This window comes from Anabaena sp. AL09 (genome assembly GCF_001672255.1).
Lineage (GTDB): Bacteria > Cyanobacteriota > Cyanobacteriia > Cyanobacteriales > Nostocaceae > Dolichospermum > Dolichospermum lemmermannii.
Map to the genome: position 1 here is coordinate 34,301 of NZ_LJOQ01000034.1, position 12,604 is coordinate 46,904.

General features: G+C 39.6%; 15 protein-coding genes and 1 pseudogene. 9 read left to right on the top strand and 7 right to left on the bottom strand.

Translation table 11 applies throughout. The features are described from left to right. Positions 1 to 150: 150 nt before the first annotated feature. The 6 genes from AN490_RS05750 to AN490_RS05775 all read left to right on the top strand — a co-directional run bounded on the left by AN490_RS05750 (position 151) and on the right by AN490_RS05775 (position 5,769). Positions 151 to 609: a hypothetical protein gene (locus AN490_RS05750; RefSeq protein WP_300000785.1), complete on the top strand. Its 459-nt coding sequence runs from the start codon at positions 151 to 153 to the stop codon at positions 607 to 609. Then, positions 606 to 1,889, top strand: a complete 1,284-nt coding sequence (locus AN490_RS05755) for a pesticin C-terminus-like muramidase (protein ID WP_300000787.1) — start codon at positions 606 to 608, stop codon at positions 1,887 to 1,889. Before AN490_RS05750 ends, AN490_RS05755 begins: the two co-directional genes overlap by 4 nt. After that, complete coding sequence (locus AN490_RS05760; RefSeq protein ID WP_300000789.1) at positions 1,829 to 3,871, top strand: Ig-like domain-containing protein; 2,043 nt, start codon at positions 1,829 to 1,831, stop codon at positions 3,869 to 3,871. The genes AN490_RS05755 and AN490_RS05760 overlap by 61 nt, the downstream gene beginning before the upstream one ends. A gap of 40 nt (positions 3,872 to 3,911) precedes the next feature. Further along, complete coding sequence (locus AN490_RS05765; protein ID WP_300000791.1) at positions 3,912 to 4,874, top strand: hypothetical protein; 963 nt, start codon at positions 3,912 to 3,914, stop codon at positions 4,872 to 4,874. A gap of 420 nt (positions 4,875 to 5,294) precedes the next feature. Further along, the gene (locus AN490_RS05770; RefSeq protein WP_300000793.1) at positions 5,295 to 5,567 is read left to right on the top strand and encodes a BrnT family toxin; all 273 of its coding nucleotides are present in this window, start codon (positions 5,295 to 5,297) and stop codon (positions 5,565 to 5,567) included. A gap of 4 nt (positions 5,568 to 5,571) precedes the next feature. Next, on the top strand, positions 5,572 to 5,769 hold the full coding sequence (locus tag AN490_RS05775) for a hypothetical protein (protein WP_193964000.1): 198 nt from the start codon (positions 5,572 to 5,574) through the stop codon (positions 5,767 to 5,769). A gap of 193 nt (positions 5,770 to 5,962) precedes the next feature. Here AN490_RS05775 and AN490_RS05780 read toward each other — a convergent pair. Then, positions 5,963 to 6,511: pseudogene (locus AN490_RS05780) on the bottom strand (transposase); the annotation flags it as partial. Between the two features lie 16 nt (positions 6,512 to 6,527). After that, positions 6,528 to 6,830, bottom strand: coding sequence for a hypothetical protein (locus AN490_RS05785; RefSeq protein ID WP_300000797.1), 303 nt, complete (start codon positions 6,828 to 6,830; stop codon positions 6,528 to 6,530). Positions 6,831 to 6,937: 107 nt separating this feature from the next. Here AN490_RS05785 and tnpA point away from each other — a divergent pair, with 107 nt between their 5' ends. The 3 genes from tnpA to AN490_RS05800 all read left to right on the top strand — a co-directional run bounded on the left by tnpA (position 6,938) and on the right by AN490_RS05800 (position 8,431). Further along, positions 6,938 to 7,339 carry an IS200/IS605 family transposase gene (gene tnpA, locus AN490_RS05790; RefSeq protein WP_300000799.1) on the top strand — a complete coding sequence of 134 codons (402 nt, stop codon included), beginning with the start codon at positions 6,938 to 6,940 and terminating at the stop codon, positions 7,337 to 7,339. A gap of 107 nt (positions 7,340 to 7,446) precedes the next feature. After that, positions 7,447 to 7,869 (top strand): VapC toxin family PIN domain ribonuclease, encoded by a 423-nt coding sequence (locus AN490_RS05795; protein ID WP_366925022.1) that lies wholly within the window; start codon positions 7,447 to 7,449, stop codon positions 7,867 to 7,869. Positions 7,870 to 7,873: 4 nt separating this feature from the next. Next, on the top strand, positions 7,874 to 8,431 hold the full coding sequence (locus tag AN490_RS05800) for a Uma2 family endonuclease (RefSeq protein WP_300000801.1): 558 nt from the start codon (positions 7,874 to 7,876) through the stop codon (positions 8,429 to 8,431). A gap of 194 nt (positions 8,432 to 8,625) precedes the next feature. Here the strand turns inward: AN490_RS05800 and AN490_RS05805 are convergent, their stop codons facing one another. The 5 genes from AN490_RS05805 to AN490_RS05825 all read right to left on the bottom strand — a co-directional run bounded on the left by AN490_RS05805 (position 8,626) and on the right by AN490_RS05825 (position 12,256). Next, complete coding sequence (locus AN490_RS05805) at positions 8,626 to 9,282, bottom strand: polysaccharide deacetylase family protein (protein WP_300000803.1); 657 nt, start codon at positions 9,280 to 9,282, stop codon at positions 8,626 to 8,628. A 135-nt stretch (positions 9,283 to 9,417) separates the two neighbouring features. Further along, complete coding sequence (locus AN490_RS05810) at positions 9,418 to 10,608, bottom strand: TRC40/GET3/ArsA family transport-energizing ATPase (RefSeq protein WP_148764960.1); 1,191 nt, start codon at positions 10,606 to 10,608, stop codon at positions 9,418 to 9,420. 43 nt (positions 10,609 to 10,651) lie between these two features. Then, on the bottom strand, positions 10,652 to 11,044 hold the full coding sequence (locus tag AN490_RS05815; RefSeq protein ID WP_168697187.1) for a DUF2358 domain-containing protein: 393 nt from the start codon (positions 11,042 to 11,044) through the stop codon (positions 10,652 to 10,654). Between the two features lie 77 nt (positions 11,045 to 11,121). Continuing rightward, entirely contained in the window at positions 11,122 to 11,601 is a 480-nt protein-coding gene (locus AN490_RS05820; RefSeq protein WP_015080011.1) for a hypothetical protein, read from the bottom strand. A gap of 91 nt (positions 11,602 to 11,692) precedes the next feature. Continuing rightward, positions 11,693 to 12,256 carry a hypothetical protein gene (locus tag AN490_RS05825; protein ID WP_168697186.1) on the bottom strand — a complete coding sequence of 188 codons (564 nt, stop codon included), beginning with the start codon at positions 12,254 to 12,256 and terminating at the stop codon, positions 11,693 to 11,695. Between the last annotated feature and the right edge of the window lie 348 nt (positions 12,257 to 12,604).

Genomic DNA, 12,604 nt, shown 5'->3' on the forward strand with positions numbered 1-12,604 from the left:
ACCACAGCGGTTAAAACCGCTCGTGCCGTTTTCCTCTCAGCACTAAAGTGTCTGAGTTTCCCACTTACCGCGAGGTTCTATGATTCCTACAATAAAAATCCTGATGGCACGAATAAGCCGTTACAAGGGGTAGAAATTCGCTTAGATTTCTTGCCCGATGTGAAGGCGGTGACGGATGCGAATGGCTATTTTATCCTTAAAGATGTGCCTGCACCAGAGTTTTTTGTTTACATTGATGGTTCTAAGGCGGCCAATGCGCCGGCAGGAACGCAATATGCGAGTTTAGGTAAGGCGTTCCATAGTGTGCCTGGCCAATCCACTCAGTTATTCATGGATGGGGTGCCGTTTAATATTTATTTGCCGCCGATGTTTGCGAGTGATGTTAAGGCTTTATCTACAACGGAAAATACAGATGTAGGTTTTGGGGATGCGTCTAAAGCGTTATTACAGCAGGCGTTACCTAATGTTGATCCATCGGTATGGGATGAGGTTAAGGTGATGTTTGCGCCAGGTTCGGCTCAGGATCGTGAGGGGAATGCCGCGACTCAGGCGATGATTGTCCCTGTGGCTCCTGGTCGTTTGATCATGTTGCGGGTCAGTGGATTGTGATCGGGACAGGGACGGTTAGTGAGGATGGGAAGGTTATTAAGTCTGATGAAGGGGTGGGAGTTTTGGCTCCTGGTTGGCATTTCGTGAATCCGGGTGCTACTGCGGGAGCAGGCAATCCACCAGGAAATAATGGAAGTGGTTCTGGAGGTGGTTCTGGCGATGGCTCTAAAAAGCCTAAAGATACTCAAATAGATAGAAATTTTCTTGGTGATGTAGAGGGTAAGGGTAAAACTGAAGGTTATGTTCCTAAAGACAAAGATGGAAAAGCCATCGAAAACAGTGGAGTTACAGTTGGCACTGGTATTGATCTTGGGCAAACTAATGAGGCAGGCATTGATGCACTTAATATTCCACAAGAATTAAAAGACAAATTAAAGCCATATACGGGAAAAACAAAACAAGATGCGATCGATTATCTTAAAGATCATCCTCTAACTCTTTCAAAAGAAGAGGTTGCTAGTTTAGACAATGTAGTTATCAACAAAGTAACCGATAATTTAATCAAAAAATATAATGCTGATTCAAAAATTCCTTTTAATGAACTGCCTTCAGAAGCTCAGACTGTTATTTATTCTGTAGAACATCAGTATGGAAATGCAAAAACAAAAACTCCTAACTTCTGGAAACAGGTAACAGAACAAAGGTGGGACGATGCCGTTAAAAACCTAGAAAATTTTGGAGATAAATATCCAACACGTCGGAATAAAGAAGCAGACCTCTTACAAAATGTTATTAATGCTAATGCAGGAAAACCTGGAGGTACTTCAAATGGGAACGGAGGAGGAACACCTGTTGTCTCAACTCCTAAAATCACTCCAAAAAATATCATTCTTCCTCAGTCTCTAGCTTTTGCTCAGTTGAATCAATCTATTTCTGTTGAGGAGTCTAATTTCTCTATAAATTCTCTATCTTTAAACTTAGTTCAATCAGATGAACCGGATTGGATTCCTCAAACTGGCACTCATTATTATACTATCTTCAATCTAGATCGAGACACGATAGATATCAGAGGAAGTTCTAGTAATGGTATTTTGCTTAATCAGCAAGTCGTACTAGCCCCAAACACCAACTATCGAATTTTTGTATTGCAGGCGACGACTCAGTGGTATGGATACTATGACTTCTATACTAAGGAAAGTGGTAGTGGAGTTGGGATTGGTAATGTAGTAATCGGTACAAAGAACTTCTTTGACTCTGATGAAGATGGTTTATCTAATATTTGCAAAGATTTATTCTGGGTACAGATGCCGCCAAATATAGTACTTCTAACGACGGGATAGGTGACGGTACTAAATTTCAACAAGGTCTTGACCTTTTTGATGGTCGTGCCTTCCCCACTGGCATTATCTCCTCTCTCCCCCTATTCGGTGAAGCTAAAGGAGTAGTCGTAGAAGGTTCAACTACTAACACCAGTCAACAAACTGCCTACGTTGCCACAGGTTCCTACGGTTTAGCTGTTGTTAATACTTCCCAATTTAATAATCCAATTATTTTGGGACAATTAGACCTAGCAGGAGATGCCACCGATGTTGCAGTTGATGCCAACTTAAAAATTGCAGCAGTCGCAACTAATAATGGTGGTTTACAGTTGGTAGATGTATCTGACCCCATGCTCCCCGTCCTCAAACAAACCATCAATATCAACGCCAGTCAAGTTGAAGTTGTAGATGGTATTGCCTATGCCACCGTCGGCACATCTTTACGCGCCGTTAATTTACTCAGTGGAGAGCAAATCCAACAGGTAACATTGCCTAGTTCAGGAACAGTTACTGGTTTAGCGCGAGATGGCTCCTATCTCTATGGTTTCATCAGTGGACCCGATATTTTCTTCACCGTTGATATTAGTAACTCCGCCGCCGTAACTCTTAAAGGACAGCTAACGGTTTCCATTGCTTCGACTGATGTGGGCGTATTTGCAGGTAATGGAATTGCTTCTATTGCAGGTAGTGGGTTAAGCACAATTGATATTTCTAATCCTGCCAATCCTACCTTAATCAGTGGCTCAGATAATTTCTTTGTAGCCCGTAATGTGGCCCTTAATGGCTCAGGATTAGGTTTAGTTTCTCAAGAAGGATTAGGAGTCGGTCTTTATAGTCTTAGTGACCCCCAAAATACCAATAACTTTATTACCTCCTTTGACACTCCTGGCTTTACCTATGGTGTAGCCTTAGCCTCTGGCATTGCCTATGTTGCCGATGGTACTGGTGGTTTACAGGTTATCAATTATCTACCCTTCGATAACAAAGGTGTTGCCCCGACCGTTACGATTACCAGCCCTGTGGTTGACTTAGACCCCAATCAAACAGGTATTCAAATTACAGAAGGTGCATCTATTTCCATTCAAGCTAATGTCACCGATGATGTTCAAGTTCGTAATGTCGAACTATTAGTTAACGGGCAAGTCGTCAGCAATGATCTTTCCTTCCCATTTGATTTACAAGCGATCGCGCTGAGTAATGATCCTAATGCACCAGTCGTTAACGTACAAACGCGAGTGACAGATACAGGTGGCAATACCAGCCTCTCCAATATCCTGACCTTCGATCTGGTTCCCGACACCATTGCGCCTAGTATTGATAGTTTCTCTGCCAATATGCGTACTGCGACTATTCGTTTCTCAGAAGCCTTAGACACAACTAAGATTACTGCCGCTAACTTTACTTTGATCAATAGCTCTAATCAGACAATTGTGCCTGAAAATATTCAATTCCGAGATGGCGATCGCACCATTCAACTTACCTATCCCGCTTTAGCAGTGGGGAATTATCAATTAGTTATTGATGCCGCTCAATTAAGCGATCGCGCAGGTAATGCCCTCGGAGTTGAAGATGTCATTAAAACCTTTGATATTACCCCAGAATTAATTCTCACCGCTCCTCAATCTAATTTTGTCGGTTATTCAGGAACTCCCGTTAATATCACAACCTTTGAGATTGCCTCCAACACGACCCTACCTACTCAAATTCAGGATATTGAGATTAGCTTTGTTATGGATGATGGTGACAGCGCACCAGGAGACTTTGATTTTAAGGATCTAAACCTCTATCTGGACGACATCAATACGGGCATTATCTTAAATGGTTGGCCGAATGATGCCAGTGATTTCAGAAATACAGTTTCAGGAACGCCTCTGAATGGAGATGCAATTCTAGCCGCCCTTCAAGCGGATGGTAAATTAATTGCTACATTTAGTGATGCTGATCCAAGTGATAATTACTGGGATTTAAGTGGTGGTTTCGATGCAACCCTTAAAATTAAGTAAAGTTATCTTGCCATTATTCCCAAACAAGGTTTGGAAGTAGATGAATAAAACAACTCTCAGAGGTCTAGGTTTATTGGCGGTAATGCTATCTTTGGCTACTGGTTGTGGTCTAAGTAATTCCCCCATTGCGCGGAATCAAGGATCAGAACGAACTCTTAATTTTCCGACTAATCGTTCTTTAGGTAAACTCTATATCCTAGAAGAAAATCTTCATTTTCTGAGCGGTTCGGGTGGGGAAGAAAAAGGAGAAGCACAAGGTAGCGTTCGTATTTTTGTACCAGATGGGTGGCTACTAGAATTGCGAGTAAGTCCCGAAGCATCCACTGATCTTTCGACCCTTTCTACTCTTAATCCAAATGATTTACAGGCAATATCTTTATACAATACCCAAGTAACAGATGAAGGATTAAGCCATCTTCAAAAATTATCAGGTTTAAAAAGCCTTGATCTTTCTAACACCCAAATCAATGGCACTGGGCTTGCTTACTTTAACGGACTATCTGGATTAAAAGCGTTGAATCTAACCTTCACAAGCGTTACCGATTCAGGATTAGCTGACCTAAAAAAGATCCCGAATCTTCAATCATTGAGTCTTTCTAAAACAAAGATTAGCGATCGCGCATTGGCTTACGTCAAAGAATTACCACAATTGGAGAATCTGGAACTTTACTATACGAATGTGAGTGATTCTGGTCTTCAGCAGATTCAACAACTTACTCAACTTCAATCTCTGAATATTGGATGGACTCAAGTAACAGATGCTGGACTATCTTATTTAATAGGACTCACACAATTGAGGAAATTAAATTTAGATTCAACCAAAATTTCTGATATTGGACTTCAGAAACTGGAAACATTAATCAATCTTCAAGGTTTAAGTTTAAATGACACAAATATTACTGAAAATGGCTTCAAAAACTTGAGTCAATATATCTCACCTTGCAATATTGATACTAATACAATTGATAAAAAAAGACTTTTTCCTTCTTGTTATGCGCCATAGTGCGATAGCGAAGCGCTCCGTAGGAATCGCTTTTTGGGATGATGGGATGCGATAGCGAAGCGCTCCGTAGGAATCGCTTTTCGGGGATGTTAGGGGTGATCGTTTTTGGGATGTGGAGGTGCGATCTCTTTTTGGGGTGTGGGAGGGCGTAAGCGTTGCGCTGCTGCAAGCAGTTCGCTTTTTGGGATATGGGAGGGCGTAAGCGTTGCGCTACTGCAAGCAGTTCGCTTTTGGGATGTGGGAGGGCGTAAGCGTTGCGCTGCTGCAAGCAGTTCGCTTTTTGGGATGTGAGAGGGCGATCTCTTTTTGGGATATGGAGGGCGATAGCGAAGCGCTCCGCAGGAATCGCTTTTTTGGGGTGATAGGTGCGATCGCTTGTAATAATGTTATAATTACTGCGTCTAAAATTTAATTATATGTATGGAATTTGAATGGGATACACAAAAAGCAAAATCTAATTTATCTAAACACAACGTTTCATTTGAAGAAGCTCAAACAGTTTTCGATGATCCACTCTATGTTGATTTTTATGATCCGGATCATTCTGAAGACGAACATCGTTATATTATTATAGGGGAATCATCAAGAAGTCGGATTTTGCTGGTTTCTTATACAGAAAGAGAGGATATAATTAGAATTATTAGTGCAAGACTTGTGACAAAACAAGAATTAAAAGCTTATCAAGAGGGTTAAAACAATGGAAGATGAACTTAGAGATGAATATGATTTAAAAAGTTTAAAAGTTAGAAAAATGGGAGCTAAACGAACAAATTTTGGTAATACAATCATTAAATTAGATTCAGATGTTGCTGAATTATTTCCTAATGCTGAATCTGTTAATGAAGCTTTACGATTTTTGATTAGAATTACTAGAGAAAATAAAGCTATATTTTAATTGTTCGCTTTTTGGGGATGTAGGGGTGCGATAGCGAAGCGCTGCTGCAAGCAGTTCGCTTTTTGGGATGTGGGGGGGCGATCGCTACGATAGACTACGACTATGCACTAAATAGGGAAAGTTTTGGAAGTTAATCTGTTAAAATTTGTTCAGGTAAACAACTGAAAATGTAAAATCCTTGACACTCTCAGCCCTAAAGGGACTGAGATTCTGCGGACAGAGTAAACTTAGGTAACGCCCAAAGTCTAGTTCTCGCTACGGTCGTCAAGACCCGTCTACCCAGTGAGCTTAGGTCTATGCCTAAATTGCTGGCTACTTTTCGCAGAATGTTAGCTGCGCCGTTCAAGTCTGCATTTATCATTGAACCATTACCCGACTTATACAATCCCCGCTCAATTCGTCTTCCTGACGCTTTCCACCCGTCTGGTTTTTGACCATAAACGGGTAGGGAGTCTCCATCTAGAAAACTAGCAATTGAAGTATACGCCTCTTCGGTTTCTTGAAATCTAATACCGTGTAAATCGCATAGTTGTTTTAACCTATCCTTGAGTTTACCTAACGGCATTTGGACAAACTTTTGATTATTAATTCTCCCCATGTTAGCGTTAGATTTAAAACCATCATTCCAGCCGATTACTAATGTACCAATGCCGGATTTTAAGCAATGATCAATAATTAATTTTGCAGCTTTATTAATGCCGTCACGCATTTGGTGGTTACGTTTACGGGTCACACCCTCTAAGAGGGTGTTTGAAAAGTTATGGTTGATGTATCAAATATTTTTTACCCCACCCTAACCCTCCCCTTGTAAAGGGGAGGGAACTGGTGATGAAAATTACGGAATACCACTTTTCAAACATCCTCTGAGCGACCATAGTTTTAGCTACTGAAGGTTCATAAGCTAAATCAAACTTACCCGTCAACAACTTCCCAGTTTTAAAAAATGTTTGTCTAGCGAAATAAACACCACTGTTATAGAGCTTACCCGACTGTTGACAAAGATATTCTAATATTGCCTTTATTTCATTGTCGGGAGACAACAAAACCTGTTGTACTCCCATTGACTTTTTATTTTTTACCACCAATTTACGATGTAATTTTGTTGACTTCTCAATAATAATTGATTAAACTAGGATTGTCAATAGGTATAGAGAAAACAACACAAAATATGTTAACGCAAGAAGACTACAAAACCCATGATCACGTTAAATTCTTGGTTAATTACCACTTTGTATTTATTCCTAAGCGCAGGAAAAAGGTTTTAGTAGGGGAGATAGCAACAAGAACGAGACAGATTTTTGCTGAACTGGCCATAGAAAAAGGTTGGGATATTTTAGCCTTAGAAGTGGCTCCAGACCATATCCATTTATTTATTAGCGTCAAGCCTACAGACACCCCACATTTAGTTATCAAGGCATTTAAAGGGCGTTCTAGTTTCTACCTGAGAAAAGAATTTCCCCAATTAAAAAAACTACCGTCTCTTTGGACAAGTAGTTATTTTGTAAGCACCGCAGGGAATGTTAGTAGTGAATCGGTGAGGAAATATATTGAAGATCCGCATCACGGATAATACAGAAAATACCGCAGCGGTTAAAACCGCTCGCGCCGCTTCCCTCTCAGGTCTAAAGACGCGCTCGTTTCCCACTTACCGGGTATTCTTATGATTATCCTCCTATTATTCTTACTGATAGTAGTATTTTATTCGCTTACTACAGCGCACAAGATAATTATCATAAATCCGTTTGTAACTTTTTTGAACAATGTTCAAGTGAACTGATTACAACTATTCCTTGCGTGACCGAAGTGATGTATCTTTTGATCAGAGATTATCGTACACAAAATGAATTTCTCAACGATTTAGCTCAAAAACTTTATCGTTGTATTCCTCTAATACCAGAAGATTTTACTCGCATTAGAGAACTTAATCAACAGTATGCAGACTTACCAGGGGATTTTGCTGACTTGTCGTTAATTACTATCTCTGAACGGCTCAATATTTCATCAAATATTACATTAGATAGTGATTTTGATATTTACCGCCGTTATCGAAAACAACCTTTTGAAAGACTGTTAAAATTAAAGAGATTTTGGAGGGTATGAAGCGATGACAGTTACAGCAATTAGACCCGTAACAATCGAAGAGTTTTTGCAATTACCAGAAACAGAACCTGCTTCCGAATTTATTAATGGACAGATCATACAAAAACCGATGCCTCAAGGGGAACATAGTCAACTTCAGATTGACCTCTGCGAAACAATTAATCAAATTGCCAAACCTCAAAAAATCGCCAAAGCCTTTCCCGAACTACGCTGTGTTTTTGGTGGATTAGCGATCGTTCCCGACATAGCTGTATTTCGTTGGGAGCGAATTCCTCGATTGTCGTCAGGACGGATTGCCAATCGTTTTGAAATTTATCCCGATTGGGCGATTGAAATTCTCTCTCCCGATCAAAAATATAAACAAGTCCTAGCCAAACTATTACACTGTGCCGAGTATGGGACGGAATTGGGATGGTTGCTAGATGCTGAAGATGAAAGCATTTTAGTTGTAGATAGTGATCGCCGAGTGAGGGAATTTAAAAATAGTGATCGTCTGCCTGTTCTTACAGGGATTTCATTAGAGCTAAACGTTCAAGAAGTCTTTAGCTGGTTGATTTTTTGACAGGATCGCTTTTATGGAATGTGAGGGAGTGCGATAGCGTTGGCGGAGCGTCCTGGAGGGAACTAGCACTGCCGCAAGCAGTTCGCTTTTTGGGAATGTGGAGGGGTGCAATAGCGTTCGCGGTAGCGTCCCGGAGGGAACTAGCGCGACCTAGGAATCGCTTTTAGGGGATGTGGGAGTGATATTAACTATTACTATAAACTATCAACAGTCACAAACTCATACCCTTCTTGTAATAATCGAGGAATCAAAATATTAATAGTTTCTGCCACATCTTTACCACCAAAATAGCCATCATGTAACACAATTAATGAACCGTTTTTAACTTGCTTCATGACTCGATTTACCACAACATTGACACCAGGATGTACCCAATCTTCAGGAACTACACTCCACATGACTGGACGATAATTCCACTGTTGAAATAATTGCAATGTTTGAGGTGTGAAAAACCCGTTGGGAGGACGCACATCTCGTACTTTTTCCGGTGATAAATTACAAGCATTGTAAATAGCAATTTGGGTTTTTTCTAAACTCTGTTTTAACTGAGTTGGGGAAAGCAAGGGAAAAGAATCATGTTCATAACCATGTAATCCGATCCAATGTCCTTGTTCGCTGACTGTTTTTCCAATGTCTGGAAACCGATTCACACAATTTCCTAACCAGAAAAAACTAGCGGTAATGTTGTAACGCTTTAAAACCGATAATACCTGGGGTGTATATTGGGGATGAGGTCCATCATCAAAGGTAAGGGCGATAGTTTTGCCGTTGGAGTTTCCACACCATAGACAATGGGGAAAAGTGGGTTGGAGAAGCCGATAAACAAGGGGAAATAGAGGTGCAAATTCCATTGTTAAAAATAAATTTGTACGTAAGAATTCAGGTTATTTAATAAATAGTTGGGTAAGATCCCCGACCTCTTAGCATTAATTATAATTTCTTAACACAATCAAGGAAGAAGTCGGGGATCTAAAAGTTTTGAAAGTTTAGATAGAATTTACATTGTCAGCAAAGCGAATTTTCAGATAATCATCTTCCATTTTTGCTCCTGCTGGTTGCAGTGCTGCCAAAGCTTGAGGTAATACCAAATTACGGCGATGATTGCCAATAGTAATGTTTAATTCATCTCCCGTTTTTTTCAGTTGAATTTGGCTTTTAGGAATATTGGGTAGATAAAGTTCCAAACTGTATTGGTTATTATCTTTTACCACTCTGATTGTGGTTTCTTTATAATAAATCTGAGTTGGATCTTCATCTTTGTACAGAGTTTCTTTCAACCTTTCCAAAGCTGCTAAACCACACAGTTCCTCAGAGTAGAGAGGGACTTCTTTGACTGGGAGAGGGAGAAAATTGTCGTGAATTTCTTGACGGTATTGTTCTTGATTTTCCTTCCACCGTTGGAAAAATGGATCTGTAACTTCTTGAGGAATAATCCGGTTAGCAATAACTAAATCTGTGGCTACATTATACAAACTTAGATAAGCGTGAGCGCGAAGAGATTCCTTAATTACCATTTTTTCGGGATTGGTAACTAGACGGACTGAGGTTTGAGTATTATCAGTTAAAACTTTTTCCAAAGCTTCAATTTGCTCGTAAAACTCATAAGGTGCGTCCATTACCTCTTTATTTGGTAAAGAAAAACCAGCAATGGGTTTAAAAATAGGTTCTACAAATGGTCTTAGGGCTACGGAAATATTTTGGAACGGTTTATAAAAACGACGCATATACCAACCGCCAACTTCAGGCAAACTTAACAGCCGTAATGCTGTACCAGTCGGGGCAGAATCAATAATTAAAACGTCAAATTCCCCTTCATCATAATGACGTTTCATTCTCACCAAGCCGAAAATTTCATCCATGCCTGGTAAAATTGCTAACTCTTCCGCTTGTATCCCGTCTAAACCACTGGCTTGTAAAACTTGGGTAATATAGCGTTTGACAGCCCCCCAATTACCTTCTAATTCTCGCAGTGCATCCAATTCTGCACCCCATAAATTAGGACGAATAAGGCGGGCATCATGGCCTAATTCAACGTCAAAGCTATCAGCAAGGGAGTGGGCTGGGTCCGTACTTAAAACCAATGTCCGATAGCCGAGTTCTGCACAACGGAGTCCAGTGGCTGCGGCAACGGAGGTTTTACCCACGCCACCTTTCCCTGTCATTAAAATTACTCGCATCAATGATTCCTTACTGCCTGAATTTTGTTTACATTTATTTACATTATGATTGATTTTTCACAGAAATGAAATGCTGCTTAATGACATCCAAACGGGAACAGTGCCAATAATCAATATGGGAAACGATTAAACCGTCAGCATTTAGACGTAATTCACTCCAACCAGAAACAGAAATGTGAGGTTTCCAAGGTAAAGGAGAATTCCAACTCATAGTCCATTCAGTTTTAATATTTTCTTGCTGAGATTGGATATTATGTAAATCTAGTTTGAGATTGGAGAAAAAAGTTTGAATGAATTTAATCATCCATTTATAAAGTTCAATTCCCCGAAACTTAAAAACAGCATCTTGAAAATAAACATCATCGGCATAAATGCTGTAAGTTTGATTTACCGGAAATCTAGCATAATCGGCTTTAAGAGTTTCAACAATATCCATAAATTGATGTTTTGCTGGTGGTAATAAATTTATTACGGAAGTTAAGCAGTTTTAGGAATTGACCCGGACGTTCATTACTACTTTACAAAATTACCTATGATAGATTGTAGCTTTACTCTTGCACAATCTCTTTCTTCTACAGGTAAACAGGATAAAGCAAATTCAAAATCATCTAGTTTCTCCGTTAAGGCATTGACCAATTCTTTTTGACCTTCTGCAATACTAAGTTCAGATTTTTCTAGATCAATTTCTATAGACCCTAAAATTAAACTATTCTGGTTATATTCTTCTATGTCAAAGTCATTTTCTCCTTCAGGGCTAATCATTTTTGATTTAGTGATGTCGAGAATATCTTCATTCGTAAACTCTAAATCAGCTTGGGCTTCTCTTAATAACTGGACGGCGGCTTTAATTTTTTTGTATGCTACTTGTTCCATGATTTTTTTCTTCTCCAAAAGCAAAGATAATTCTTTTTGAGAATCTAACAATGCTTGTTGTTGCTCTTCAATTTTAGCTACTTGGTTTTTGATTTGAGTTTGGATTTCTGCAAGTGTCATTCCCCGGATTCCTTAGAGTCTGCGTTAATAATTTTTATGATGTTGTTATTTGTAATTGGTAAATATCTCCCCTATTTCCCGATTACCTTCATTACATTTCCACCCAAAGACGTTCTAATTGTCGTTGCCAAGCTGCTAAAACTTGTAATCTTGTCTGGGGATTTTGGTCAATATCTCCTAATAATCCTTCCGCATAAAAACGATCTAAATTTTGCATAGTGGCTTCGAGAGATTGTCCCTGTTGTTTAGCTGCTTTAATAATTTCGCGAATCCGAGCTTCCACCAAATTATTAAAAACATCATTAACACCGACTTGATATAATGAAATCAGGCGAGCGATGGCATTAGCAAAATCTGCATTACTTAAAGTGCCACTATTATGCTGAAATACCCCCCATACGACCCCATCATATACAGCATACCGTGCTTCTTGGGTATCATCAAAATTAGCTTCTAGAAACTGGGTGAGAAATGCTGCGGCCTCTTGTAAAGGCATAATTGGCAGCAATACTCGCAACCAAGAATTATCATCTGAAAGCAGCACCAATAACCGAAAATCAGGAGTTTCTACCTGCCAAGAACCAGGGGCAATAGATTTTACAACTTCAGCACTAAATAACTCTGTTAACGTACCTGCTATTTCTTCCGGTGTCATAATAATATTTGAACTTTACCGTCTAGAGTAACGCTTATTGGATAATTAAAACTTCAAATTTCCAAAAATTTCTTCCTTTGCGCCTTTGCTCCTTAGCGTCTGGGCGCGAAACCCTCGTTAACTTTTCATCCCCTTAAACCGTTCTTTTGCCCCTGTAAAAGCCTCTTGCATGACTGCTTGAATTTTTTGAGGATCGGGTTTTTTCCCACCCATTAAATCGCCAAAATACACACAAGCAGCTTCACCTAAAGCCCATGTATAAGTAGGTCGGCGGAAAAGTTTCTAACTATGTAACGAAAAGTTAAGAATGGTTATTTTTGTTAAAATGAATACGTTCTGTACTGTATT

Coding starts and splice junctions, on each gene's coding strand:
- AN490_RS05820 (WP_015080011.1), bottom strand. CDS start 11,601: ATGACACTTGCAGAAATCCAAACTCAAATCAAAAACCAAGTAGCTAAA.
- AN490_RS05810 (WP_148764960.1), bottom strand. CDS start 10,608: ATGCGAGTAATTTTAATGACAGGGAAAGGTGGCGTGGGTAAAACCTCC.
- AN490_RS05775 (WP_193964000.1), top strand. CDS start 5,572: ATGGAAGATGAACTTAGAGATGAATATGATTTAAAAAGTTTAAAAGTT.
- AN490_RS05825 (WP_168697186.1), bottom strand. CDS start 12,256: ATGACACCGGAAGAAATAGCAGGTACGTTAACAGAGTTATTTAGTGCT.
- AN490_RS05765 (WP_300000791.1), top strand. CDS start 3,912: ATGAATAAAACAACTCTCAGAGGTCTAGGTTTATTGGCGGTAATGCTA.
- AN490_RS05815 (WP_168697187.1), bottom strand. CDS start 11,044: ATGGATATTGTTGAAACTCTTAAAGCCGATTATGCTAGATTTCCGGTA.
- AN490_RS05770 (WP_300000793.1), top strand. CDS start 5,295: ATGGAATTTGAATGGGATACACAAAAAGCAAAATCTAATTTATCTAAA.
- AN490_RS05785 (WP_300000797.1), bottom strand. CDS start 6,830: ATGGGAGTACAACAGGTTTTGTTGTCTCCCGACAATGAAATAAAGGCA.
- tnpA (WP_300000799.1), top strand. CDS start 6,938: ATGTTAACGCAAGAAGACTACAAAACCCATGATCACGTTAAATTCTTG.
- AN490_RS05800 (WP_300000801.1), top strand. CDS start 7,874: ATGACAGTTACAGCAATTAGACCCGTAACAATCGAAGAGTTTTTGCAA.
- AN490_RS05805 (WP_300000803.1), bottom strand. CDS start 9,282: ATGGAATTTGCACCTCTATTTCCCCTTGTTTATCGGCTTCTCCAACCC.